The sequence below is a fragment of the Nakamurella sp. A5-74 genome (genome assembly GCF_040438885.1).
GTDB lineage: Bacteria > Actinomycetota > Actinomycetes > Mycobacteriales > Nakamurellaceae > Nakamurella.
This window is the reverse complement of record NZ_CP159218.1, coordinates 2,912,215-2,936,236: the sequence shown is the minus strand read 5'-3', so window position 1 is coordinate 2,936,236 and position 24,022 is coordinate 2,912,215. Positions and strand designations below refer to the sequence as shown.

Sequence of the window (24,022 nt, the reverse complement as noted above, 5' to 3'; positions counted from 1 at the left end):
GCGAGTGAGACCTCGCGACGCCTGAAAGTCGAAAACCCATGCAGACCCATGAGATCCGCCGGCGCTTCCTCGATCACTTCGAGAAGGCCGGACACACCGTCGTCCCCTCGGCCTCGCTGATCAGCGAGGACCCGACCGTCCTGTTCACCATCGCCGGCATGGCGCCGTTCAAGCCGTACTTCCTCGGTCAAGCCACTGCGCCCTTCGATCGGGCCACCAGCGTGCAGAAGTGCGTGCGCACGTTGGACATCGAGAACGTCGGCATCACCACCCGGCACAACACCTTCTTCCAGATGGCCGGCAACTTCTCCTTCGGCGACTACTTCAAGGCCGGCGCGATCGAGCACGCCTGGGAGCTGGTCACCGGCAGCGTCGAGGACGGCAACTACGGGTTCGATCCGGAGCGCATCTGGGTCACCGTCTACGAGGACGACGACGAGGCGATCGATCTGTGGAAGCAGATCGCCGGCCTGCCGGAGGAGCGCATCCAACGTCGCGACGGCGAGGACAACTATTGGGACATGGGCGTTCCCGGTCCGGGTGGGCCCTGTTCGGAGATCTACTACGACCGCGGCCCGGAGTACGGCGCCGAGGGTGGTCCGGTGGCGGACGAGAACCGGTACCTGGAGATCTGGAATCTCGTCTTCATGCAGGACGTCCGCGGCGAGCTCAGCCCGAAGTACGGCAATCCGCCGGTCGGGTCGCTGCCGAAGAAGAACATCGACACCGGGTTGGGCATCGAGCGGGTCGCCCTCCTGCTGCAGGGCGTGGACAACGTCTACGAAACGGACCTCCTCCGCCCGATCATCGCCGAGGCCGAGCGACTCTCCGGCGTCGTCTACGGCACCGATCACGCTTCCGACGTGCGGTTCCGGGTGATCGCCGACCACATCCGCTCCGGCACCCTGCTGATCGGTGACGGCGTCACCCCCGGCAACGAGGGCCGCGGCTACGTGCTGCGCCGTCTGCTGCGCCGGACGATCCGGTCGGCCCGAATGCTCGGCGTCACCGAAGACGTGATGCCGACGCTGACAGCCGTCGTCCGCGATCAGATGAGCGAGGCGTACCCGGAGATCCGCGCCGACTACTCCCGCATCGAGCGGATCGCCGCGGCAGAGGAGCAGGCCTTCCTGAAGACCATCACGTCCGGCACCAAGCTGTTCGAGAACACCGCCGCGCAGACGAGATCCGTTGCCGGGTCAGCGATCTCGGGCGATGCCGCGTTCGCGCTGCACGACACCCACGGCTTCCCGATCGACCTGACGCTGGAGATGGCGTCCGAGGCCGGGCTGAGTGTCGACCAGGCCGGCTTCACCGCCCTGATGCAGGAGCAGAAGGCGCGGGCCCGGGCGGATGCCAAGTCCCGCAAGGGCGGCTTCGGCGACCTCTCGGTCTACCGGGAGCTGCTCGACGCAGGCGCGACGGAATTCACCGGCTACACGGAGCTGAAGTCCGAGGGTGTGCTGCGCGGCATCATCTCCGACGGCAAGCGCGTTCCGACCGCGAACGTCGGCGACATCGTCGAACTGGTTCTGGATCGCACTCCGCTGTACGCCGAGTCCGGTGGCCAGGAGTCCGATGCGGGCACCATCTTCGGACCGAACGCCGCGGCCGAGGTGCTCGATGTGCAGAAGGTCAGCAAGAAGCTGTGGGTGCACCAGGTGCGGATCACCGACGGCGAGCTGGCGGAGGGGCAGAAGGTGCAGGCCCAGGTCGACCCCGAGTGGCGGGTCGGCGCGCGGCAGGCGCACTCGGGCACCCACCTGGTGCACGCGGCGCTGCGCCAGGTGCTCGGGCCGGATGCGCTGCAGTCCGGGTCCTACAACAAGCCCGGCTACCTGCGGCTCGACTTCGCCTGGACCCAGGGCCTCTCGGCCGCCACCCGATCGGAGATCGAGGAGGTCGCGAACCTCGCCGTCCGCGGCGACCTGGCGGTCGCGGTGAAGTACGCGACGCTCCCGCAGGCCAGGGAGATGGGTGCGCTCGCGCTGTTCGGCGAGACGTACGACGAGACCGTGCGCATCGTCGAGATCGGTGGACCCTGGTCGATCGAGCTCTGCGGTGGCACTCACGTCGAACACTCGAGCCAGGTCGGGCCGCTGTCGCTGATCGGCGAGTCGTCCATCGGCTCCGGCGTGCGCCGGCTCGAGGCGTACGTCGGCATGGACGCGTTCCGCCGGTTGGCGACCGAGCGTGCCCTGGTCGCTGAGCTAGCCGGCCTGCTGAAGGTGCCGACCAGCGACGTCCCCTCGCGGGTCGAGCAGCTCGTTGAACGACTCAGGGTCGCGGAGAAGGAGCTGGAGAAGTATCGCGGGGCGGCTCTGCTGGCCTCCGCCGGCGGGCTGGTGGACGTTGCGGAGCAGGTGGGCACCGTGTCGCTGGTGGCGGCGCAGACCCCGGACGGCATCAGCGGCGGTGATCTGCGGACGCTGGCGTTGGATGTCAAGGGTCGACTCGGCGGCAAGCCGGGAGTGGTGGCGCTGTTCAGCGTGACCGACGGTGCGGTGTCGTTCGTGATTGCGGCCACCCAAGCGGCGATCGACGACGGTGTGAAAGCCGGCGACGTGGTGAAGTCTGTGCTGCCGACGATCACGGGTCGCGGTGGCGGTCGTCCCGAACTCGCCCAGGGTGGCGGTACCGACCCGTCCGGTGTACCGGCGGCGCTGGCCGCCGTGCGAGGCGCACTCGGGTGAATCACCCCGTGTCCGGAGTGCGATTGGGCATCGATGTCGGTAGCGTCCGGGTCGGGGTCGCCCGGAGCGATCCCGGCGGCATCCTCGCCACTCCGGTGGCAACGGTGCGGCGGGATCCTTCGGGCGCGGATCTGGCCGAGCTGGTGTCGATGATCGAGGAGTTCGAGGTCGTGGAGGTCGTGGTGGGTCTGCCCCGCACCCTGCGCGGGACGGACGGCCCGGCCGTCGCGGCCGCTCGCGACTACGCCGCGGCCCTCACCGATCTGCTCGCGAACGCCGAGCGGCAGATCCCGATCGTCTTCATCGACGAACGTCTCACCAGTGTTTCCGCCAACCGCATGCTCGCCGACCGGGGGATCGACAGCAGGGCGCGACGGGAGATCGTCGATCAGGCGGCTGCCGTCGGTATCCTGCAGACCCGGCTCGACGGGCTCCGCAGGTGAGCCGGCGACGCCAGGGGAGGGGAGCGGGGGATCCAGCAGGCACCGGGGACACCGAACACCCGGACGACGGGGGAGCCGAGCACCCGGGCGACGGCGTCGACCACCCGGACGACGCGTTGGGGTTGTACCGGCAGCAGGCCGCGTCGGGCACCGGGCACGGCGCTGATGACGATCACCACGAGCAGGACGCCCTCGACCTCGAGGCATTGCGGGCCGCGTTGCGCCGCTCCGCGCACAAAGGATCCGCCCCGTCGACCGAACGTCGCCCCGCCACCCGGACCTCCCGTCGCGATCAGCAGCGGCAGGTGGTCGAGCATCATCGCCGACGTGCTCGCCGCAGACGCCGGTCCATCATCGTCGCCATCGCGGTGCTGGCCGTGATCGCCGGCGGGGCGACGGCCCTCGTGCTGCAGTGGCGGGCACCGAAGGTGCAGGAGATCCGCGACTTCGTGGGCACTGGCGACACCCAGGTGGTGGTACACGTCGAGCAGGGCGATGCGCTCACTGACATCGCCAACACGCTGGCGCAGGCGCAGGTGGTCGCCAGTCCCGTGGCCTTCGTCGATGTCGGGACTGGGGACGAGGACATCGCGGCGTTGCAGCCGGGCTACTTCCGACTCAGGATGCATTCGTCCGCGAGCTCGGCCGCCGATCAGCTCGCCGACGCGGCCAACCGTGTCGGTCGGCTGCGAGTGATCCCGGGCCTCCGGCTGTCCGATGTCACCTCCACCAACGGCACCGTGGTGCCCGGGTATCTGTCCCAACTCGCGCAGGCGGCCTGCGTGCCGCTGAACGGTCAGAGCAACTGTGCAACCGTCCAGCAGCTGGTCCAGCTGGCGACGTCCACGCCGGCAGCCCAGCTCGGCATCGTCGACTGGGCCCAGCCGGAGATCACCCGACAACCCGCCGGCGTGAATCGGCTCGAGGGGATGCTGCTGCCCGGCGACTACGACGTGCCGCCCGGCGCGGATGCCGCCACCCTGCTCACCTCGGTCTTCACTGCCGCCGCCGTCCGGTGGAACGCCTCCGACGTGATCGCCAATGCCGAGAGTGCGCGGATCTCGCCGTACCAGGCGGTGATCATCGCCTCGGTGGTGGAACGCGAATCGAACACGGCCGACATGCCCCAGGTCGCCAGGGTGGTGTTCAACCGGATCAAGACGAAGATGAAGTGGCAGATGGATTCCACCGTCAACTATGCCTTGGACCGCGCACAGCTCGGCGTCACGCTCAAGGACCTCGAGGTGTCCAGCCCGTACAACACCTATCGGGTGATCGGTGCGCCACCCACCCCGATCAGTTCGCCGGGCGAGGATTCGCTGGACGCCACCTTCGAGCCGATCCCGGGCGACTGGCTGTACTTCGTGAAGGTCGACCAGCAGGGCAACTCGTGCTTCAGCGTGACCATGCATCAGCACGAGGCATGCATCAAGAAGGCGAGGGCGGCCGGTGTACTCGGGGGATGAACCGGCTTCGGGGGATGGGCTGCGGCGGTGCGCCGTCCTCGGGCGTCCCGTCGAGCACTCGCTGTCCCCGGTGCTGCACACCGCAGGCTACCGGGCGTCGGGTCTGCGCGGCTGGAGCTACGAACGCATCGACTGTGGCGCAGAGGATCTGCCGGATCTCGTCGCGGCGCTGTCGTCGGAATGGCGCGGCCTGTCGGTGACGATGCCGGGCAAGGCGGCCGCGGCTGCCGTCGCGGACGTGCGTTCCCCGCGGGTCGATCGGCTGCGGGTGGCCAACACCCTGGTCCGCCTGCCGGACGGCGGTTGGAGTGCCGAGAACACCGACGTGGACGGGGTCATCGGGGCGCTGGCCGCACACCGGGTGCCGGTGGGCGGACGCACGCTGGTGCTGGGCGGCGGCGGAACCGCCCTCGCCGTGGTGGCGGCCCTGGCCGAACGGGGGGTCGGCTCCCTCGTCGTGGCGGGTCGGCGGCCCGAGTCCACAGCCGCCGCCCTGGAACTGGCCGGCGCGTTGGGACTCAGCGCTCACGGGATCGGGTTCGACGCGGCAGCCATCGCCGGCCTGGGCGGCTGCGAGCTCCTCGTCTCGACGGTGCCCGCGGGTGCCGCTGACCCACTGGCGGACCTGCTGGCCGGGATCCCCGTCGTCCTGGACGTCGTCTACCACCCGTGGCCGACGGCGTTGGTGGCTGCCGGCGCCACGGACCGGGTGGTTGTCACCGGCCAGGACATGCTGCTGCACCAAGCGGTCCGCCAGTTCGAGTTGTTCACCGGGCAGCTCGCTCCGATCGCGGCCATGCGGGATGCGCTGGCCGCCGCGGTGCCGGACGGCCCACCGCTCCCGCTGCCGGCTGACGGTGCGTCATGAACAACGGTGCGTCATGAACGACGGTGCGTCATGAACAACGGTGTCCTCCAGGCATTGCTCCCCGGTGTTACCGGGGTGCTGTTCGGTGCCGGAACCCGTTATTTGGCAGCACATCTGCGCCGTGGTGCGGTACTGCCGGTCGGCTCGGTCGAGATCCCGACCGGCCTGCTGGCGGCGGCGGCCGGGCTGCTGGTGTGGCCGCACCCCACGGTCTGGCTCTGTTGGTGGATCACGGCTTTCGGCGTGGTGTTGGCTGCGATCGACCTGCGTCATCACCGAATCCCTGACGCCATCAGCTATCCGGTGATGGTGGGGACCGCGGGCCTGTGTCTGCTGCTCGCGCCGCAGCTGACGCCGGGGGGGTCGGGAACGGTGCTGCTGCGCGCACTCATCGCTGCGGTCGTCGTGGGTCTGCTCTTCGCCCTTCCGGCGGTGTTCGCGCCCGGAGCGATGGGCTGGGGGGATGTGAAACTGGCTGTCTCGCTGGGCGCCACGCTCGGCGCGGTGTCGTGGGACGCCGTGCTCAGCGCTCTGCTGATCACCTTCGTATCGGCCGGGCTGATTGCGATCCTCGGGCTGGCGTCCCGCCGGCTCGCGGCCCGCAGCGCCGTTGCGTTCGGACCGTTCCTGGTGACGGGTGCCTTCGTCGCCGTCCTGCTCGCCGGCGCCGTCGAGGTCGCGCGATGAGCGCGGCCCGCGACCGCCGGTCGGCCGGCACAGGTGGTCGGACGTCGATCTTCGCGCTGCTCGCCGGGGTGCTCGTGGCAGCGGTTGCCTGCACCGTGACCGGGGCCTTCCTGTCGTGGTTGGTGATCCCCACTCTGACCGGTGGCGCCACTCGGGTCAGCGGCATCGGCTCGGTGAGCGGCGATTCCCAGCTCGCCGGGGAGAACCTCAACGACGTGCTCGCGGGTCTGGGTAGTTTCCGGCCGGGCTGGGTGACCCTGTCGATCGCACTTGCACTGCTGCTGCTGAGCGCGGCGACAGTGCTTGCCCGCAGCACGCGGCCGACAGCCCTGCGGCTCAGCGGTGGCCTGGTCGCGGTGCTGGCGGCGTTGGGGAGCTGGTGGTCGATCCGACGGATGCTCGACCCGGACCCGGCAGCGCTGTTGGGGGGTGGCACGGCGTCCGGGGGAGCCGGCCAGATCCTGACCCTGATCGGGATGGCGCTGGCCCTGCTCGGCGCCGCGATGCTGCTGTTCGGCCTGCTCGATCCCCGGGTCGCCGAGCGTCCGAGCCACCGGGGAATCCAGCCGTCACGCTGACGGGGGAGTTCGCGTCCCGATGCCGTTCACCACGCCGTCAGAGGGCGGGGGCAACTGCGCTGCAACGACTCCGCCGCCTCCATGAGCATCCAGCCGGCGAGCTGGACCGACAGGTCACGCTCGGGTTGACGGCTCGCGTCGACCCGAGCATTGCCCTGCACCCGGCCTGCCCCGCCCGGTCGAGGCACCTGCGCAGGCACGCTCCAGTCGGCGCCGAACACCGGCAAGCCGTCGATCTCGGCGCGGTGCGACCACGCAGCGTCCGCCGAGTGCAGCACCAGTCGAGTCGCGACGTCCCTGGTCCGCTCGTCGGCCGAGGAGGTGCCGGGCAGGTCGAGGGCCACCCTGGTCAGATGGCGGACCAGGATCCCGGTGAACAGCCCGCCGTTGCCCCCGCCCTCTCCGACCAGCACCCGGCCTGGCGCTGCTTCGGTGGTCAGATGCGTCGCGATCGCCGCCACCAGCCGGTGCAGCCTCGCGGGGTCGGCGGCGGCCCGCCGGATGAGTTCCAGCTCGGCGCCCAGCACGACCCCCTGGTTGTACGTGTAGACCTTCGCGCCGATGTCGTAGCCGCCGGGACGTCCCGGATCGGGATGCAGCCCGTCGCCCACGAGATGATCGTCTCCGCGCAGCAGCAACCGTTCGATCCAGTCGGTGATCTCGGTGGCTCGGAGCAGGAATCCGCGTCGTGCCAACAGGATCGCGGCCGGTCCGCTGGCCGGCACGTTGAGGAACGTATCGCGCTTGCGCCACGGGATCCCGCCGTGATCGGTGTTCCACGCGTCCTTGATCCGCCGGGCCAGCAGATCGACGGACGGGGTCAGATCGCGCTGCACGAGGGGGTCGGCCCGCAGCATCGCGAGCGCCCACCAGGCCATGTCGTCGTAGTACCTGTTGCCGAGCAGCCCGAGATTGCGGAGCCGGTGTCCATCGACGATCGCGGTGATCGTGTCTGCCCGCTCGGTGGTCGGCAGCCGGTGCTGCGCGTCGACGACGCAGTCCAGCAGATGCGCCTGCCACCAGTAGTGCCAACGGAGGAACAACCGCTCGCCCGCGCCCGCGGGATGACCGACCACGCCCAGTCGCGTGCCGGGTACCCCCCACACCCGACGCAGATGACGGTGCACCACCGCTCGTTCGGCGAGTGCCGCCGCGCCGACGATCACGAATCGTAGAGCTGGCTGCGATCGAACCGTGGCGTCCGGGCGGATCGGCTGCGCCGCTGGGGTTTCGCGATGGGCGGGCCGCCCGGGTTGGCGCTGTCGTCCCGGTTGGCGCTGTCGTCCCGGTCGGCGCTGTCGTCGGTCGGGGCGGCGTCAGCTGGTCCAGTACGCGGCCCCGCGGTGGCGGAGCGCTCGGGAGACATGTCGGCGTCGGGGTTCTCGGCCGGATCATCGCGGGGATCGACCACCTCGCGGTAGATGAAGAAGCTCAGCGCGAGCAGGGCCATGGTGCCGAAGGTGATCCACTGCCACGCGTACGACAGGAACGGACCCGACTCGACCTGCGGCACGCTGATCGCTCCCAGCACGCCCGGGCTGTTCTCGGTGAGCTGGACGAACCCGCCGCGGACGTCGCTCAGACCGGGCACCGAGGTCGCCACGATCCCGCGCACCTCCAGGTAGCCGTTGCGCTGGATCGCCGGGCGCTGCAACGGATCCGGTTGGTACGGCTGGATCCGGGCGGTGATCGTCACGATGCCGGCAGGCGGTGGGGGCAGCGGGATCGAGCCGTTGTAGGTGTTGGCCGAGAGGTACCCGCGATCGACCAGCAGCACCGATCCGTCGGACAGCCGCAGCGGCGTCAGGATCTCCAGCGAGGGCTGGCTCGCCTGGTTCTGCCGGAGGCCGACAGCGACCTGCTCGCCGGCCAGGAACGTGCCGGTCACCGTGACGGGTCGGAAGGCCAGCTGGTCCGTCGCCTGCGCCCCGGCCGGCAGCACCTCGGCCAGCGGGACCGGATCGGCGGTGGCTGTCGAGATGATCCGGGCGTTCTCGGCGGAGCGTTCGGCGTTCCGGTTGAACTGCCACGGCGCGAGGACGAACAAGCACAGCGCAGACCCGACGATCGCTCCGACGATCGCACTGATCCATCCGGGGGAGGCGAGGAACGCGGCCCGCGAGCGCTCCTGAGACAGCCCGTCCTCCGGCGCCGGGGTGGGCGCCGCCTGCAGGACGGGGCCGCTCACCGGTGCTCCGATGCCGTGGGTCCGGCGGTGAGCAGTTCTCGGCGGACCCATTCGATCACCCCGGGGGCCGCGGCCTCGAGCATGCTCAGTACGTCTTCGAACTCGGCGTCCGGTCGACCGTAGGGATCAGGTACGTCGTCGGAGTCCGCGGTGTCGTCGAAGCTGCGGATCAGCTTGATCTTCTCGGCGTCGAACCCGACCTCGGCAGCATGGCGGCGCAGGACCCGCAGATGCCCGCGATCGGCGACCAGCACCAGATCGAGGTCGGCCAGGTCCGCCGGGAGGATCTGCTGAGCTGCATGGTCGGTGGGGTAGCCATGCCGCCGCAGGACGGCGACGGCGCCGTGGTTCGCCCCGTCACCCACGTGCCAGTCGCCCGTACCGGCGCTGGAGATGCGTACCCGGTCCGCGAGCCCGGCCTCGGCGAACCTGGCCTGCAGCACCTTCTCGCCGATCGGGGAGCGGCAGATGTTGCCGCTGCACACGACGCTGATCCGTACGGGCGCGGTTTCGGACGGGGAGCGACTCACGTGATCAGTGTTCCACTTCTGCCGAACGGACTGAGCGGGGTGCTGCGCCGGCGACCCTGCGACCCGGTCTGAGCCCAGGTCGCTGCGGTAGCGTCTGGACACACCCACAGACACCAGGAGATGCACGCGTGCCGAAGGCAGACCCGTTCGAGCAGCACCGGCTGATCGACCTCGCCGAGACCGATCGGGCGATCAACGGAGCGAAGCATCGCCGACAGACCCTGCCGGAGCTGGCCGTGCTGGCGGCGGCGGCGCCACGCCTGATGGAGCTGCGGACCGCCCGGATCCTCGCCGACACCGATGTCTCAGACCTGCAGCGGGACAGCCGAAAACTGGACGGCGAGATCGACCAGGTCAGAGCCCGTAGCGAACGTGACAACCAGCGGCTCGCGGCCGGCACCATGCCGATGAAGGACCTCACCAACCTGCAGCACGAGCTGGAATCCCTCGCCCGTCGTCAGGGGGTACTGGAGGACCAGTCGCTCGAGTTGATGGAGCGGGCCGAATCGGCCGAACAGACCCAGGCCGCCGCCGTGGCTGCGCACGAAGCCCTGCAGCAGGAGGTTGCGGCCGCCGAGACCCGGCGGGACGACGCGTTCGCCGACCTGGACGACGAGATCAGCCGGCTGGAAGCTGTTCGCGCGGAACAGGTCTCGCACTTCTCCGCCGACCTGCTCGCGTTGTACGAGAAGATCAGGGCCACCGGCCGGATCGCCGCGGCCCGGCTGAACGGCGCGCAGTGCCAGGCCTGTCGGCTGAGCCTGGACGCGGTCGCGATCGGGCGGATCCGCGCCGCCGCCGTCGACGACGTCGTGCGCTGCGACGAGTGCGGCGCGATCCTGATCCGCTCGTGACGGGCGGTCCGCACCGGGTCGTCGTCTACGCCGACGGCGGCTCGCGGGGCAATCCGGGACCGGCCGGCTACGGCGCCGTGGTGCTGGACACCGATGACCGGGTGCTCGCCGAGCGCGCTGCCGGACTCGGCAACACCACCAACAACATCGCCGAGTACTCCGGGCTGGTCGCCGCGCTGCAGGCCGCCGCAGACCTGGGCGCTGCGGTCGTCGAGGTGCGGATGGACTCCAAGCTGGTCGTCGAGCAGATGTCCGGGCGCTGGAAGATCAAGCACCCCGACCTGCAGGTGTTGGCCAGGTCGGCGCGGAACCTGCTGTCCGAGTTCGAGGCGGTGAGCTTCGACTGGGTACCCAGGGCGAAGAACAAGCTGGCCGATGCGTTGGCCAACGCCGCGATGGATGCGCAGGCGGAGGGACGGACGTGGCAGCCGTCGGATGCCGCCGACCTGGTGGACGAGCTGACGAGTGTGGACCCTCCGGCAGCGGTGACGGCTCCCGACGGGCCCGACGAGGAGGCGACCGATCCGGCCGCCGGACCGGTGATCGATCCCGACGGCGCGACGACGTTGATCGTCGTCCGGCACGGACAGACCACCTGGGGCGCCGACAACCGATTCGCCGGTCGCGAGGACGTCCCGCTGACCGCCAGGGGTATCGCCGAGGCCCGGTCGGTGGCGGATCGCTGCGCGCCGCTCGGCGTCGGCGCCGTGCTGACCTCGCCGCTGGGTCGTTGCCGGCGGACCGCTGAGATGATCGCCGCCGGGACCTCGGTGGCTGCCGACGAGGTGCAGGTGGCGCCGGAGCTCGTGGACGGCGCGCTGGGGGACTGGACCGGCCTCACGGCCGCACAGATCGCCGAACGGTCGCCGGTGGAGTTCGCCAGCTGGCGCAGCGACCCGGCAGCGGCGCCGCCGGGTGGCGAGACGTTCGAGGACATCCGCGCGCGGGTGCGCTCCGGCATCCGCCGGATCCTGGACGAACAGCGCGGCCGGACAGTCGTGCTCGTCACCCACGCCGCGGTCGCGAAGATGATCGTGGTGACCGCACTGGGGGCGCCGGCGACCCTGGCCTACCGCACCCGGATCGACAACTGTTCGATCAGTCGGATCACCGTCGGAGCAGACGGCTCGACCGCTCTGGTGTCGCTGAACGACACCGGCCATCTGCCGAATCGCTGAGCTCCGCCTCGCCCGAGCGGGTGACGCAAACCGGCCGCCCGAACGCCATTGGCGCAGAGGCTCCTGCGGAAACTCGCCCGCGGCGCGGGTGACGAACAAATGGCCCCAGATCGATGTTTTCGCAGGCCGGCCTGCAGAGATGCTGATCGAGGGGAACCATCTCGTCACCCGTCGACGTGATCAGAGCACAGAGCCCGCACTGTGAAGGGATCAGGCGGCCTGTAAGCCGGGTCCTGTACCCGGGTCCCTCACGGGAGTCCGGGCGGCAACCATCCATCTCGACGTACCGTTGCCGGCACGTTCCAGCGGTCCACCCACAGACTCGGGCGGGCAGCCCTCATGTGCCTGTGCACGTCCGGCGAACCGGACGATCTCGACCTTGCTCCGGGTGGGGTTTACCGAGCCACCCCGGTCACCCGAGGTGCTGGTGGTCTCTTACACCACCGTTTCACCCTTACCGCCGCGACGCCCGTCCCGAGGGTCGGTCGTCCGCGGTGGCGGTCTGTTTTCTGTGGCACTGTCCCGCGGCTCGCGCCGGGTTGCCGTTGACAACCACCCTGCCCTGTGGAGCCCGGACTTTCCTCGGCGACACCTCGCGGTGCCGACGCGGTTGCCCAGCCGCCTGATCCACCTCGCATCATACCGGCGTGGGTTTCTACCGGCGTGGCTCGACACCGGGCAGTATCCGGGCCGGTCCGAGCCCACTCGGGCACCCCGCAGTGCCTGCTGGGAGATCGGTGAGGTCCGACGGCAACAATTGGGTCACTCTGCTCTGCCGATCGGACTGACCTGTGAGAAGGTGCGGGAACGGTCGATGCAGGACAGGCCGGCCGAAGGGGCACCTTGTGGGGTCGGGGGACTCTGCTCGTCGGGGTCGATTCTCGGGTCGACCTCGACGGCACCGGCAGCCCGTCCCACCCCGCTCGAGCCGGCCGCTCTACGCTGGCCGTATGCCAGCCCAGCGGATCGTCGGCGCCCACGCTGCCGCCCTCGCCGGAACCGTCGATCTCGACGCCCTCCGTGCCGAACTCGCCATCCCGCACGATTTCCCTCCCGCGGCCGTCGCCGAGGCGGATGCGATCGCCGCCCGGTCCGCACCGGAGCCCGACCCGCCCGGCGTCGTCGATGTGCTCGACATCCCGTTCGTGACCATCGATCCACCCGGCTCGATGGATCTCGACCAGGCAGTCCACCTCGAGGATCTCGGCGCCGGTCGACATCGTGTTCGGTATGCGATCGCCGACCTGGGCAGTGTCATCGGAGTCGGCGGCGCGCTCGAAGCGGAATCGCTGCGCCGCGGTCAGACCTTCTACAGCCCGGACCGCAGAGATCCGCTCTACCCGCCGAACCTGTCGGAGGGAGCGGTGAGCCTGCTCCCCGACCAGGTGCGACGCGCCGTGTTGTGGACCGTCGAACTGGATGCCCATGGCCTCCCGACGAGCTGGACTGTGGCCCGCTGTGTGATGAGATCCGTTGCGCGCCTGGACTATCCGGGCGTGCAGGCCAGTTTTGACAGCGGTCGAGGCATTCATCCGTCCATCGCTGCGCTCCGCGTCGTCGGCGAACAGCGACTCGCGGCGGCCCGGGCGCGCCACGCCATCACCCTCGACCTGCCCGACGTCGAGATCGAGCCGGGTCCGGCCGGTGGTTGGCAACTGGTGCTGCGGGCGATGTCCCCGGTCGAGCAGTGGAACGCCGAGATCAGCCTGCTGACGGGCATGGTTGCCGCACAGATCATGCTCGAGGCAGGGAGCGGACTGCTGCGGGTGCTGCCCGCGCCGGACGAACGGTCGGTGCAGCGGCTGCGCGCAGAGACGAAGGCACTGGGCATCGATTGGCCGGCCGGGGTCGAACCGGGCGACGTGATCGCCGGTCTGCATGCCGACCGACCCAGGGACGCGGCCTTCCTGGCCGATGCCGTGACGTTGCTGCGGGGCGCGGGCTACCGCGCGTTCGACGGCGGCGCCCCGCCCGCCGACGAGATCTCCCATGCGGGCGTCGGCGCGCCCTACGCGCACGTCACCGCGCCCTTGCGGCGGCTGGTGGATCGGTTCGCCACCGAGTACTGCCTCGCCCACACAGCCGGGGAGCCCGTACCCGGGTGGGTCACCGACCAGGTCGATCAGGTCATCGAGACCATGCAGCGCACCGACCGGCAGGCGCACGCCCTGGACCGTCGGGGTGTCGCGGCCATCGCAGGGGGGTTGTTGGCGAAAAGGATCGGCAGCGAGCTCGACGGTGTCGTCACCCAGATCGACGCGCAGCGGGACCGCGCCTCGATCACCCTCACCGATCCTCCGGTGCAGGCCAGAGCATCCGCTCGCGGCCTGCAGGAGGGTGCGCGGGTGCGTGTCCGGCTGCTCGGTGTCACCGGTGAGGCGATCAGTGTCGAAGTCGTCGCGGCAGCCTGACGCCGCGTCGGTCCGCCAGCGTGGCAGGCTGTGGGCATGGGAGACGAGATCGGTCGCAAGACCCAGTGGTTCTTCAACGTCCGTACCGGCCAGACCGAGCAGGAAGGGCAGAGCCGTTCCGCCGATCTGCTCGGGCCCTACCCGACACAGGAAGCAGCCGCGAACGCGCTGCAGGCGGTGCGTGAACGGGAAGAGCGGTTGAAGTCCGAAGACGAGTCCTGGGCCGGTCGTGACCAGGACTGACCTCGCCGGCGTCGGCACGCGAACCATCCGTCCGCGCCGTGATGCGACCTGGTTGGTCGCGATCGCTGCCGCCCTCTGGGGTACCGACGCGATCTTCCGGCTGCCGCTCGCCCAGAACACGGCAGCGTCGACGGTGGTCTTCGCCGAACACGTCATCCTGGTGCTCGCGCTGAGCCCGTTCCTGCTGAGGGCTTTTCGGGCGTTCGGTGCTTCGCCGGTCTCGATCAAACTGGCCGCCATCGGGATCGGGGTGGGTGCCTCGGCGATCGCCACGGTCCTGTTCACCCTGTCGTTCCGCTCCGGCGATCCGATCACCCCGGTGGTGACGCAGAAGCTGCAACCGGTGATCGCCATGGTCGGGGCTGCGCTGTTGCTGGGCGAAAGACTGCGGCCCCGGTTTGCGTTCTTCGCGATCCCGGCTCTCATCGGTGCCTGGTTGCTCGCCTTCCCCGACCCGACGCAGGTCAGCATCAACCGGATCAATGTCGCGTTGTTGGCCCTGGGTGCTGCCACCCTGTGGGCCGCTGGAACGGTGCTGGGCAGGCTCGCCTCCCGCACCATCGGTCCGCTGGAGCTCACCACCCTGCGCTTCGCGTTCGGGCTGCCGGCAAGCGCCGCGATGGTGGCGGCGACCGGATCGCCCTGGTGGGTCGCTGACCTGAAATCGACCGGTTCGGTCGCGGCGCTCGCCCTCGTCGTCGGCCTGGTGGCGATGCTGCTGTACTACCGGGGTCTGCGGAACACGGCCGCGTCCCGCGCCACGTTGGCCGAGTTGGCCTTCCCGCTGACCGCTTCGGTGATCGGCATCCTGTGGTTCGACAAGGTGCTCGACGGGTCCCAGTGGATCGGCGTGGCGCTGATCGTCGTTGCCGTCACCGCACTCTCGCTGCACGAGGCGCGCAGCCGCACGACGGCCGTGGTCGATGTCGACGAGCGACCGCTCGTCGGCACCAGCGGTTGACAGCACCCGCCGTGAGCACGCCGCCGTGAGCACACCCGTGAAGACTCCTGCTGTGAGGACACTGCTGTGAGAATGCTGCCCGGATCCCGACGGTTCACCCTGGCGGCTGTCGTCGTCCTGCTCGTCGCGGGGTGCGCCTCCGTCGACGGTGTCGCCGTGGACGGGACCACCGCGGCGACGACGGCCACCGGCACTGCAGATCCCGGCCCGACGTCCACCGGGCCGGCCGACATCGGACCGATCCCCGCGGGGCTGGATGCCTACTACACCCAGGCCCTGGCCTGGGGAGACTGCAAGAAGTATGCGGCGAGCAACATCGACAAGCAGGTCTATGCCGCGCCGGGCCTGGAATGTGCACGGATGAAGGTGCCGGTGGACTACGCGAATCCCGACGGCGAGGTCGCGCAGATCGGCGTCCTGCGCGCGAAGTCGACCGGTGGGGACGCGCAGCGGATCGGCTCGGTGATCTTCAACCCGGGCGGTCCGGGCGGGTCCGGCATGTCACTCGTCGGGCAACTCGCCGCCTACGGCGTGGCCAAGGGTCTGCAGCAGCGCTTCGATCTGGTCGGGTTCGACCCCCGCGGCACCGGCGCCTCGCTGCCGATCGTGCAGTGCAACACCGACGCAGAGCGGGACGCTGCCAGGGCGGCGAACCTGCGCACGGCCACCCAGGCCGGGATCGACGCCCTGAACGACCAGGCGAAGCAGACCGCCGAGCGGTGCGTCGAGCGCACCGGAAAGCCACAGGGCATCGACGGCAAGAGCTTCCTGGCCAATGTGGGCACTCGCGACAGCGCCCGCGACATCGACGTCCTGCGCGCCGCGGTGGGGGACCGGAAGCTGACCTTCGTCGGCTACTCCTACGGCACCCGCCTCGGCACCGAGTACGCCGAGAAGTTCACCGACAACGTGCGCGCGATGATCCTGGACGGCGCGGTGGACCCGACCGAGGACTCCCGGACGAGCCTCATCGCCCAGGCCACGTCGTTCCAGAAGACCTTCGAGGCCTTCGCCGCCTCCTGTGCGAAGACCTCGGGGTGTGCCCTGGGCGCAGCGGCCAGCGCTCCCCACGACGCCACAACGTCATTCCAGAAGCTGGTCCGCCCGTTGCTGGCCAAGCCGTTGACGCTCGCGGACGGCCGGAAGTTGACCTTCAACGACGCCGTCACCGGTGCCATCCAGGCGATGTACTCCGACGCTCTGTGGCCCCAATTGCGGACAGCGCTCAGCGATCTCGCGGCCGGCAAGGGTGACGGGCTGATGGCACTGGCCGATCAGTACGAGGACCGCGACAAGACGGGCAAGTACTCGCCGCTGCAGGACGCGTTCACCGCGATCAACTGTGTGGATCGTCCCAGCCAGGAGGCCACCGACGGGTCACTGGAGAAGGAGTACAACGCCGCGGCCCCGTTCACCGATCCCAGCGACCCGGTCGTGCACACGAAGTCGGTGTGCGACTACTGGCCGGTGCCTTCCACATATACCCCGCACACCCCGAAGGCCCCCGGCCTGGCGAAGGTGCTCGTGATCTCGACTACCGGTGATCCGGCCACCCCGTACCAGGCGGGTGTCGACCTGGCCAGGGACCTCGGCGCGTCACTGGTGACGGTGAAGCGCGACCGGCACACGGCCTACCTGAACGCGCAGATCTCCTGTGTCGACGACATCGGCGACGCCTACCTCACTGATCTGACCCTTCCCTCGACGGACGCCACCTGCAGCTGAGCGGACCGCCACGGGAGACCTCAGTCGGTCGTTCCGGCTGCGTTGTCGTCGTACCAAGCTTTGAGCAGCCCGCGGAAGTGCGCCACGAACTCGTCCTGCTCGTGCGCCGGGTAGGTGGCTCGGACGGTGCGGACCAGCAGATCGTCGAAGTTGCTGCTGCCCACCCAGGTGTGCACGATCTCCGGGAGTGAGGCGAGGCTGGTGCTGCAGAACTCCCGGTACTGGTCGGCCTGGAAGTAGTCATCGGCAAGTTCGGCATAGCGGCCGAGCTTGTCGTTCCACGACAGGTCGGGATCGTCGGCCACGTCGAACCAGGTGCGGGTGGCCGTGTCGACCTTCGGGCGCCGGTCCGAGACGGCGCAGAACACGCTCCAGGACAACAGGTTCCGGGTCGCCCACGGGAAGTAGTAGTGCAACGAGGTGATCGCGATGTCCGGGCAGGCGTTGGCATAGTCGATGGGCTGCACGCGGTTGCCGGTGACCAGCGCCTCGCAGGAGTTGAACTCCCAGCGGAAGAAGGCGTTGATGGTGCGGGACAGGGTCAGCACCTCCTGACCGGCCTCCGGTGACAGGAAATCGTGCGACACCTCGTAGCGATGGTGCATCGGCAGCTCCGGGCGGAACTTCATCACCTGGGTCTCCGGACCGATGGTGAGCGACCGGGCGAAGGCGTCGAACGGCGACACGGCGGCCTGCAGGTGCATGAGCATCTGGCCGCTGGCGTCGTAGGCGTGGTGCAGCTGGGCGGTGTCGTCGATCCGGGAGACCCCACGCCAGGCGCCGCCGTCGAAGGGCTTCATGAACAGCGGGAACCCGACCCGGGAGGCGACCTCGTCCAGATCGAACGGCAGGTTGTAGGTCCCGGCGGTGTAGGTCCACTTCTCGCTGTCGACCGGGTTCTTGTAGGGCACGAGCACGGTCGTCGGAATGTCGAACCCGAGCCGGATCATCGCGCAGTACGCCGAGTGCTTCTCCATCGCCTGGAAGGTGAAGGGGTTGTTCAGCAGATAGGTGTCGTCGACCAGCGCGGCCTTCTTCAGCCACTCCCGCGGGTGGAAGTACCACCAGGCGAGCCGGTCGATGACGACGTCCTGGCGAACCGGGGCGCGCAGGTCGAACGGTTCGATGGTGAGCCGTTCCGTCTCGATCGTGTAGTCGCGACCCGAGTGCGGAACCGGCCCCAACCGGTGCAGCAGCGTCTCGAACGCCTGTGGCCAGTCGTTCTCGGTGCCCAGGAGCAGGCCGATGAGTTTGGTGGTCGAGTCCGTGCCGCCGATTCTCATGCGACGATCCTCACACATCGGGCGGACCGGTTGGGCACCCGGGCGTTCCCGATCTGCCTGTCCGGAGCGCGCGGCGGATCGTCAGCCCAGGTCGTGGAGATAGGTGGCTGCCTGCGCCCGCCAGGATGGCCAGTCGTGCGGCCACTCACGTCCCCAGACGAACAGATCGTGCGTAATTCCCTTGTCGTGCAACATCTCTGCCAACCGATGGGTGGAGGAGTGGGCGCCGGTGGTGTCCTCCCACTGGCCCGATCCGACGACCAGGCTGATCCGGACCGCCGACCGCAGGAAGTCCAGGTGACCGTCACCGAGCCCGGGCACGAACTGGGTGGGGTTGGTGAGGTACTCCTCGGAGCTCGACTCGCCCCACCCGCGCCAGGACCGGGGGTCGTAATTGCCGGACATGGCGAGTGCGTGCGGGAACAGGTGGGCATGGCGCAACGCGAACAGCACCGCGTGGAACGCGCCCAGGTCCCGCAGGTGACGATGTCGCGGCGGCCGGAACAGTCGTCGATGATGAACGGGACCACCTGCCAGAGGATCCAGTCCTCGTACGCCAGATGCGCGCGGGCCCTGTCCTGCAACGGTTTCCAGGACGCCGACCAGGACTGTTGGTCATAGCTCGGCACGCAGAAGACCTTGATCCGGCCTTCGTCGACGGGCTCCCGGACAGCGTCCAGCAGACCGTTGTCGGCGAAGTCGTGCGGGGAGCCGGCCTCGGAGGGGAACCACAGCACCGGTCGCCCGTAGTGACCGTGGACGACGATCTGCGCCGACTCCTGCCCCATCCGTGCGGCAGGCAGCTGCAGGAAACGGCTGTGCGTCACAAGGATTCCTCGCGGCCGTTCGGGTCCCGGGCTGGTGCCGTCACCGGGCTCGCTCCGGCCAGCAGCTGGTCCAGACCGGGTGACCAGGCGTCGCGCCAGCCGATCATCGTGTGGGCATCGGGGACGATGCGCGGATCCACCGGGTACCCCTGGAAGGCCAGCGCGCCGGCCATCTTCTCATTGTTCGACCGGTTCTCCTCGATGGCGCCGACCGTCATCAGTACCGGGATCGGCCGGACCTGCACGGGCAGTGCCGCCATGATCGCGGCCACCGCGGTGCACACCCGGCGGAACAGCGGCCAGTGCTCCTCCTGGGGGTCGAGCTCGGCGGTGAAGAACGAACCGGACTGCAGCGCAAGAGCATCCACCGCGTGGGGGTGCCTGCGGTGCAGGTGCACCATGCTGAGGGCTCCCAGGCTCGCACCGAGGCCGATGACGGTGCTGACGGCCACCTGCTCACGCAGCATCGGAATCACCACCGAGGCGAGATGGTCGGCGTAGTCGTCGTTGGCCGCGTACCAGTCGTTGCGCCGTCCCAGCGCGGGATCGAGCAGGGCCAGCCGGAGCGGTTGCGGCTGCGCGGCAGCCCAGCGGGCCAGCGACCCGCGTTCGAGCATGTCGGAGCCGTCGTGCACCAGCAGCAGCGGTGCGTCGACGTCGTCCGCCAGGTCCGCCGGGGTGATCAGGCGGACCGGGACAACCTCGTCGGTGTCCCGGTCGGTGTCCCTGTCGTCGCTGGCGCTGTGGCCGGCGCTGCGGTTGTTGTTGCTGCTCCTGATCGCCGTCGCCGCCGGCAGCACGACCTCGCGATCCAGCGGCGGTGTGCCGAGCCACGCCGGGGCGGCGTAATCGCCGAAGGCGATCTCCGACTTGTCGCCGAACGGGCCGGGGACCGTACGCGGGTGGGTGGGATCGGTGCGGTACTCATCGCCCCCCGGACGCCGCACGATCACCTTGTACTCGAACCGGTGGGCGAGCGGCCGCTGGACGCGCAGCAGCCAGTCGCTGCCGCCGAGGGCGAAGGAGGTGCCCTGCCCGTCCAGGACCCAGTCGACTTCGAGATCGACCGCGGTGACATCGTCGCCGAACAGACCGGCGGGGATGCGCAGCAGGGCCGCTTCAGGGGTGATCAGGGGACCGCTCGAATCGTGTTCTGGCGCGGACATCCGATCAACCTACCCGGCGGCGCCGGAGGTCCAGGCGCTCAGCGTTGCCCTGGTGTTGGTCTCGAACAACTGCGCGACGACGTCGTCCGGAGCCAGGATCAGACCGTTCAGTTCGAGCGTCACGAAGCCGTGCACGACCACCCACAGCGACAGCACGACGGCGTTCGGATCGGCGGCGGAACCCAGCCGCGCCAGGAGTCTGTGAACCGCGTCGCTGAGCGGGGTCATCGAGTCGAAGCGGGGAGAACCGTCGAAGTCCACCGGCAGGATCGAGTCAACGGCGCCGCCGAAGAGGATGGCGAAGGAGTGCTGGTTGGTCAGTGCCCAGTGGCGGTAGTTGCGGCCCAGCTCCATCAGGTCGGCTGCCGGATCGTCGGAGAGAGCGACACTGAGTTGGGACCGACCGAGATCGGCGGACGCCCGGTCGCACAGCTCGGCCATCAGCTCGGGTTTGCCGCCGAAGAGTGTGTAGACAGCCCTGGTCGAGGTGCCGGCGGTCACTGCGAGTCCACGCATGCTCAACGCATCCGGTCCATGGCCGGCGATCTCCTGGGCCGCCACGTCCAGGAGCTGATCACGCAGTGCGTCGTCGTGGATGCGGGGTCGTGCCATGACGTCAGGCTAACCCCCTTCCCGCGCTCCGAGAGTTGTGTAACACTGTTACGTAACGGTGTTGCAGAACTTCTGCCATCGCAGACCCCAGGAGCAGCAGCATGGCGATCAATCCGGGACGATGGACGGCGACACCCGTAGCGACCGACGAACCGGTGACGGTCTTCCTGATCGGGATGCGCGTCAATCGGTGGTGGAAACCCTGGCAGTGGAGCCGCACCGGCATGGCGATGGGTCGGATGTTGACGCACCTGGCGAAGAACCCGGAGTCCGGTCTGCTGTCCTTCCACAGCTGGTTCGGCCGGACGACGATGTTGCTGAGCTATTGGCAGAGCCAGGAGCACCTGGTCCGCTTCGCCCGTGATCCCGACCTGGCGCACCTGCCGGCCTGGCGGACCTTCAACAAGGCAGTCGGGGGCGGCGGCGATGTCGGCGTCTGGCACGAGACGTACCAGATCAAGCCGAGCCCGCACGAGGTCGTCTATGTCAACATGCCGGCCTTCGGCCTGGGCAGGGCACTGGGTGTCGAGCAGCTGGGTACCGGCACATCGACCGCGACGCAGCGCTGGAAGCGGGCAGCCGCCGCCGAGTGAGGCAGCACGCGGTGGCGTGCTGTTCTCGTCGGGAACCCGGCGCTCTACTGTTGAGCCATGGATCGTCAGCAACAGTTCGTCCTGCGCACCCTGGAGGAGCGGGACATCCGGTTCGTCCGGTTGTGGTTCACCGACGTGCTGGGCTACCTGAAATCGGTGGCAGTTGCCCCGGCCGAGCTCGAGGGAGCCTTCGCCGACGGCATCGGCTTCGACGGGTCCTCCATCGAGGGCTACTCCCGGGTGCACGAGTCGGACATGGTCGCCAAACCGGATCCGTCCACCTTCCAGGTACTGCCGTGGGAGACCGCCGACGGCAAGTCCTACTCGGCGCGGATGTTCTGCGACATCGCGATGCCGGACGGAACGCCCTCGTGGGCCGATCCCCGGCACGTGCTGCGGCGGGTGATGGAGGACGCCGCCGCGATGGGGTTCACCTGTTACGTGCACCCCGAGCTCGAGTTCTTCCTGATGAAGGACCTGCCGCAGGACGGGACGGCTCCCGAGCCGGCCGACCGCGGCGGTTACTTCGACCAGGCATCGCACGACACGGCGCCGCACTTCCGCCGCCGCGCCATCGAGACCCTCGAGGCGATGGGCATCTCCGTCGAGTTCTCCCACCACGAGGGTGCGCCCGGCCAACAGGAGATCGACCTGCGCTACGCCGACGCGCTCACCATGGCCGACAACATCATGTCGTTCCGGTATGTCGTCCGCGAGGTGGCGCTGACCCAGGGCGTGCACGCCAGCTTCATGCCGAAACCGTTCCCGGACCAGCCCGGGTCCGCGATGCACACCCACTTCTCGCTGTTCGAAGGGGAGACGAACGCCTTCCACGATCCCGACGGCGAGTACCAGATGTCGGCCACCGGTCGGGCGTTCCTGGCCGGCGTGCTGAAGCACGCGCCGGAGATCACCGCCGTCAGTTGTCAGTGGGTCAACTCCTACAAGCGCTTGGTGATCGGCGAGGAAGCGCCCACTGTTGTCTCGTGGGGCCAGGCCAACCGCTCGGCGCTGGTCCGGGTGCCGAACTATTCGCCGGGACGCTCCGCCAGCCAGCGGATCGAGTTCCGACTGCCCGATGCCGGCTGCAACCCGTACCTGATGTTCGCCGTCGTGTTCGCGGCCGGTCTGCGCGGAGTCCGGGAGTCCTACGAACTGCCGGACCCGATCGAATCTGACGTCTCCTCGCTGCCGGACGTCGAGCGTCGTGCCATGGGGTTGGCCAAGCTGCCTGGTTCGTTGGAAGCAGCGCTCACGGTGATGGAGAACTCCGACCTCATCGCAGAAGCGTTGGGGGAGCACGTCTTCGACTACTTCCTGCGCAACAAGCGCTCGGAGTGGGAGGCCTACCGCCGTCAGGTGACACCGTACGAGCTGAAGCGATACCTCTCGCTCTGAGGGGTCGGCCTGCTCGCCCGGGCACGTCCGTGTTCGCCGGCACCCTGGTTGAGGTGTCGCGGGCGGCAGGTGCTCAGCGATCGCCAGGTCGTGGTCCGACGTAGACGGCGTGCAGGCGGAAGCGCATCGGTTCCTCCTGGTACTCCTCCAGCGCGTGCGCCGTCCAGCCCGCCAGTCGCGCGATGGTGAACACCGCCTCGCCGGCGCCGTCCCGCTGCTGGGTCGCCTCGGCGAACAGCGCGAGGGCGAAGTCGGTGTTGGGGAACCAGCCTCGCCTGGTCCGCCATTCGTCGACCAGGCGTGTCGACACCGACCGCAGGTGGGCATCGATCCCGGGCAGCACCCGGATCCCGGCGAGCAGGTGCTCCGCGCGCGGATCCTGCTCCCGGTAGACCAGATGCCCGAAGCCGGCCGGGCGGCGGTTCTCGGCGAGGTGGGTGCTGATCACCGCGTCGGGATCGCGCACGGCCTCCTGCAGCAGCCGGCGCGCCGTGGCCGGAGCGCCGCCGTGCAGCGGGCTGTCCATGGCTCCGAGTGCGGCCAGCATCACGCCACTGATATCGGTCCGGACGCTGGCGGCGACCCGCGCAGCGGTCGTCGATGCCGCCAGTTCGTGGTCGGCCAGCAGTACGAGTGCGGCCCGCAGCACGGCCAGCCGGTGTGGGTCGGCGCGCTGCCGGGTGAGTCGGGGCCACAGGCCGGCGGTCACCGGATCGAGCTGGTGCTTTCGTCGTCCGAGCGGTCGGCCCAGCAGTGGGAGTGCGGCGACGGCGGCGCCGATGTGCTCGCCTGCAGTCCGGACCACTCCGTCGCGACTGAGGTCTCCGCGCACGGTCTGTCGCGCGGCGTCGAGCCCGAGTGCGGCACGGATCACATCGATCGGACGCATCATCGGGTCGGCGGACGGCTGCGAGTTCTCGGCGACCACCGGGATGTGTACGGCACCGGATTCCCAGAGCAGCGCACAGACCTCGGGGAACGAACGGGTGTCGGCGAGCTCGCGTACGTCCAGCCCACGGTAGTACTGTGCGTCGTCCGTCAGCAGCGTGATCCGGGTTCTGATCCGTTCGGCCAGACCGCTGTGCACAGGGCGAGAGGCGTTGCGCTGCAATGCTTCCACCTGATCGCTGCGGAACCACGAGCCGCGTCGACCGGGGATCGTGACCCTGGGAAGCAGTCCGCGGCTGACGTAGGCGTAGACCGTCTCCCGCTTGATGCCGAGCAGTTTCGCCACCTGCGCGGTGCTCAGGTGATCTGGAAGCGGTGCAACTGCTGGAGCGGTGTCCACTCCTGCGATCCTAGGTTGATCTGATCAACA

At 69.3% G+C, this 24,022-nt stretch carries 22 protein-coding genes and 1 other RNA gene; 14 read left to right on the top strand and 9 right to left on the bottom strand.

The genetic code is table 11. The annotated features are described in order from the left end of the window. Positions 1 to 38 precede the first annotated feature (38 nt). The 6 genes from alaS to ABLG96_RS13445 are packed head-to-tail and all read left to right on the top strand — an operon-like array spanning position 39 to position 6,735. A complete protein-coding gene (gene alaS / locus ABLG96_RS13470; protein ID WP_353647886.1) occupies positions 39 to 2,693 on the top strand; it encodes an alanine--tRNA ligase in 2,655 nt (884 codons plus the stop codon). Positions 2,694 to 2,701: 8 nt separating this feature from the next. After that, positions 2,702 to 3,136 carry a Holliday junction resolvase RuvX gene (gene ruvX / locus ABLG96_RS13465; protein WP_353647885.1) on the top strand — a complete coding sequence of 145 codons (435 nt, stop codon included), beginning with the start codon at positions 2,702 to 2,704 and terminating at the stop codon, positions 3,134 to 3,136. Next, positions 3,133 to 4,602 (top strand): endolytic transglycosylase MltG, encoded by a 1,470-nt coding sequence (gene mltG, locus ABLG96_RS13460; RefSeq protein ID WP_353647884.1) that lies wholly within the window; start codon positions 3,133 to 3,135, stop codon positions 4,600 to 4,602. Before ruvX ends, mltG begins: the two co-directional genes overlap by 4 nt. 19 nt (positions 4,603 to 4,621) lie before the next feature. Continuing rightward, a complete protein-coding gene (locus tag ABLG96_RS13455; RefSeq protein WP_353651501.1) occupies positions 4,622 to 5,470 on the top strand; it encodes a shikimate dehydrogenase in 849 nt (282 codons plus the stop codon). A gap of 30 nt (positions 5,471 to 5,500) precedes the next feature. Beyond that, positions 5,501 to 6,157, top strand: a complete 657-nt coding sequence (locus ABLG96_RS13450) for an A24 family peptidase (protein WP_353647883.1) — start codon at positions 5,501 to 5,503, stop codon at positions 6,155 to 6,157. Next, positions 6,154 to 6,735 (top strand): hypothetical protein, encoded by a 582-nt coding sequence (locus ABLG96_RS13445; RefSeq protein WP_353647882.1) that lies wholly within the window; start codon positions 6,154 to 6,156, stop codon positions 6,733 to 6,735. The genes ABLG96_RS13450 and ABLG96_RS13445 overlap by 4 nt, the downstream gene beginning before the upstream one ends. Before the next feature lie 26 nt (positions 6,736 to 6,761). Here the strand turns inward: ABLG96_RS13445 and ABLG96_RS13440 are convergent, their stop codons facing one another. Genes ABLG96_RS13440 through ABLG96_RS13430 form a run of 3 tightly spaced genes read right to left on the bottom strand, consistent with a single transcriptional unit; the run spans position 6,762 to position 9,453 of the window. Beyond that, complete coding sequence (locus ABLG96_RS13440; protein WP_353647881.1) at positions 6,762 to 7,901, bottom strand: glycoside hydrolase family 76 protein; 1,140 nt, start codon at positions 7,899 to 7,901, stop codon at positions 6,762 to 6,764. Continuing rightward, positions 7,898 to 8,923 (bottom strand): SURF1 family cytochrome oxidase biogenesis protein, encoded by a 1,026-nt coding sequence (locus tag ABLG96_RS13435; protein ID WP_353647880.1) that lies wholly within the window; start codon positions 8,921 to 8,923, stop codon positions 7,898 to 7,900. Before ABLG96_RS13435 ends, ABLG96_RS13440 begins: the two co-directional genes overlap by 4 nt. Further along, entirely contained in the window at positions 8,920 to 9,453 is a 534-nt protein-coding gene (locus ABLG96_RS13430; RefSeq protein ID WP_353647879.1) for a low molecular weight protein-tyrosine-phosphatase, read from the bottom strand. Before ABLG96_RS13430 ends, ABLG96_RS13435 begins: the two co-directional genes overlap by 4 nt. Positions 9,454 to 9,581: 128 nt before the next feature. Here ABLG96_RS13430 and ABLG96_RS13425 point away from each other — a divergent pair, with 128 nt between their 5' ends. Both ABLG96_RS13425 and ABLG96_RS13420 read left to right on the top strand, forming a co-directional pair. Beyond that, positions 9,582 to 10,307 (top strand): C4-type zinc ribbon domain-containing protein, encoded by a 726-nt coding sequence (locus tag ABLG96_RS13425; protein WP_353647878.1) that lies wholly within the window; start codon positions 9,582 to 9,584, stop codon positions 10,305 to 10,307. After that, complete coding sequence (locus ABLG96_RS13420; RefSeq protein ID WP_353647877.1) at positions 10,304 to 11,485, top strand: bifunctional RNase H/acid phosphatase; 1,182 nt, start codon at positions 10,304 to 10,306, stop codon at positions 11,483 to 11,485. The genes ABLG96_RS13425 and ABLG96_RS13420 overlap by 4 nt, the downstream gene beginning before the upstream one ends. 206 nt (positions 11,486 to 11,691) lie before the next feature. On the opposite strand, the gene rnpB is transcribed toward ABLG96_RS13420, so the two are convergent. Further along, positions 11,692 to 12,111: RNase P RNA component class A (rnpB, locus tag ABLG96_RS13415), an RNA gene on the bottom strand. A gap of 324 nt (positions 12,112 to 12,435) precedes the next feature. Here rnpB and ABLG96_RS13410 point away from each other — a divergent pair. The 4 genes from ABLG96_RS13410 to ABLG96_RS13395 all read left to right on the top strand — a co-directional run bounded on the left by ABLG96_RS13410 (position 12,436) and on the right by ABLG96_RS13395 (position 16,825). Then, a complete protein-coding gene (locus tag ABLG96_RS13410; protein ID WP_353647876.1) occupies positions 12,436 to 13,896 on the top strand; it encodes an RNB domain-containing ribonuclease in 1,461 nt (486 codons plus the stop codon). Positions 13,897 to 13,932: 36 nt separating this feature from the next. Continuing rightward, entirely contained in the window at positions 13,933 to 14,139 is a 207-nt protein-coding gene (locus ABLG96_RS13405) for a hypothetical protein (RefSeq protein ID WP_353647875.1), read from the top strand. Then, complete coding sequence (locus ABLG96_RS13400) at positions 14,126 to 15,100, top strand: EamA family transporter (RefSeq protein ID WP_353647874.1); 975 nt, start codon at positions 14,126 to 14,128, stop codon at positions 15,098 to 15,100. The genes ABLG96_RS13405 and ABLG96_RS13400 overlap by 14 nt, the downstream gene beginning before the upstream one ends. Before the next feature lie 72 nt (positions 15,101 to 15,172). Further along, positions 15,173 to 16,825, top strand: a complete 1,653-nt coding sequence (locus tag ABLG96_RS13395) for an alpha/beta hydrolase (protein WP_353651500.1) — start codon at positions 15,173 to 15,175, stop codon at positions 16,823 to 16,825. Between the two features lie 20 nt (positions 16,826 to 16,845). Here the strand turns inward: ABLG96_RS13395 and ABLG96_RS13390 are convergent, their stop codons facing one another. The 4 genes from ABLG96_RS13390 to ABLG96_RS13375 form a co-directional block, all read right to left on the bottom strand. Next, a complete protein-coding gene (locus tag ABLG96_RS13390; RefSeq protein WP_353647873.1) occupies positions 16,846 to 18,108 on the bottom strand; it encodes a hypothetical protein in 1,263 nt (420 codons plus the stop codon). 81 nt (positions 18,109 to 18,189) lie between these two features. Beyond that, positions 18,190 to 18,561 carry a hypothetical protein gene (locus ABLG96_RS13385; RefSeq protein WP_353647872.1) on the bottom strand — a complete coding sequence of 124 codons (372 nt, stop codon included), beginning with the start codon at positions 18,559 to 18,561 and terminating at the stop codon, positions 18,190 to 18,192. A 370-nt stretch (positions 18,562 to 18,931) separates the two neighbouring features. Further along, complete coding sequence (locus tag ABLG96_RS13380) at positions 18,932 to 20,101, bottom strand: hypothetical protein (protein ID WP_353647871.1); 1,170 nt, start codon at positions 20,099 to 20,101, stop codon at positions 18,932 to 18,934. Between the two features lie 9 nt (positions 20,102 to 20,110). After that, on the bottom strand, positions 20,111 to 20,713 hold the full coding sequence (locus tag ABLG96_RS13375) for a TetR/AcrR family transcriptional regulator (protein WP_353647870.1): 603 nt from the start codon (positions 20,711 to 20,713) through the stop codon (positions 20,111 to 20,113). A gap of 101 nt (positions 20,714 to 20,814) precedes the next feature. Between ABLG96_RS13375 and ABLG96_RS13370 the strand changes: the two genes are divergently transcribed. Together ABLG96_RS13370 and glnA are read left to right on the top strand one after the other, a co-directional pair. Continuing rightward, positions 20,815 to 21,306 carry a DUF4188 domain-containing protein gene (locus tag ABLG96_RS13370; RefSeq protein ID WP_353647869.1) on the top strand — a complete coding sequence of 164 codons (492 nt, stop codon included), beginning with the start codon at positions 20,815 to 20,817 and terminating at the stop codon, positions 21,304 to 21,306. Positions 21,307 to 21,363: 57 nt separating this feature from the next. Beyond that, a complete protein-coding gene (gene glnA, locus ABLG96_RS13365) occupies positions 21,364 to 22,704 on the top strand; it encodes a type I glutamate--ammonia ligase (protein WP_353647868.1) in 1,341 nt (446 codons plus the stop codon). Between the two features lie 73 nt (positions 22,705 to 22,777). Here glnA and ABLG96_RS13360 read toward each other — a convergent pair whose 3' ends face one another. Next, positions 22,778 to 23,992: a citrate synthase gene (locus tag ABLG96_RS13360; RefSeq protein ID WP_353647867.1), complete on the bottom strand. Its 1,215-nt coding sequence runs from the start codon at positions 23,990 to 23,992 to the stop codon at positions 22,778 to 22,780. Positions 23,993 to 24,022 lie beyond the last annotated feature (30 nt).

Excerpts from the sequence above, each read along its gene's own strand:
- ABLG96_RS13445 (WP_353647882.1), top strand. The coding sequence starts at position 6,154 with ATGAGCGCGGCCCGCGACCGCCGGTCGGCCGGCACAGGTGGTCGGACG.
- ABLG96_RS13390 (WP_353647873.1), bottom strand. The coding sequence starts at position 18,108 with ATGAGAATCGGCGGCACGGACTCGACCACCAAACTCATCGGCCTGCTC.
- ABLG96_RS13375 (WP_353647870.1), bottom strand. The coding sequence starts at position 20,713 with ATGGCACGACCCCGCATCCACGACGACGCACTGCGTGATCAGCTCCTG.
- alaS (WP_353647886.1), top strand. The coding sequence starts at position 39 with ATGCAGACCCATGAGATCCGCCGGCGCTTCCTCGATCACTTCGAGAAG.
- ABLG96_RS13450 (WP_353647883.1), top strand. The coding sequence starts at position 5,501 with ATGAACAACGGTGTCCTCCAGGCATTGCTCCCCGGTGTTACCGGGGTG.
- ABLG96_RS13370 (WP_353647869.1), top strand. The coding sequence starts at position 20,815 with ATGGCGATCAATCCGGGACGATGGACGGCGACACCCGTAGCGACCGAC.
- ABLG96_RS13380 (WP_353647871.1), bottom strand. The coding sequence starts at position 20,101 with ATGTCCGCGCCAGAACACGATTCGAGCGGTCCCCTGATCACCCCTGAA.
- ABLG96_RS13405 (WP_353647875.1), top strand. The coding sequence starts at position 13,933 with ATGGGAGACGAGATCGGTCGCAAGACCCAGTGGTTCTTCAACGTCCGT.
- glnA (WP_353647868.1), top strand. The coding sequence starts at position 21,364 with ATGGATCGTCAGCAACAGTTCGTCCTGCGCACCCTGGAGGAGCGGGAC.
- ABLG96_RS13410 (WP_353647876.1), top strand. The coding sequence starts at position 12,436 with ATGCCAGCCCAGCGGATCGTCGGCGCCCACGCTGCCGCCCTCGCCGGA.
- ABLG96_RS13395 (WP_353651500.1), top strand. The coding sequence starts at position 15,173 with ATGCTGCCCGGATCCCGACGGTTCACCCTGGCGGCTGTCGTCGTCCTG.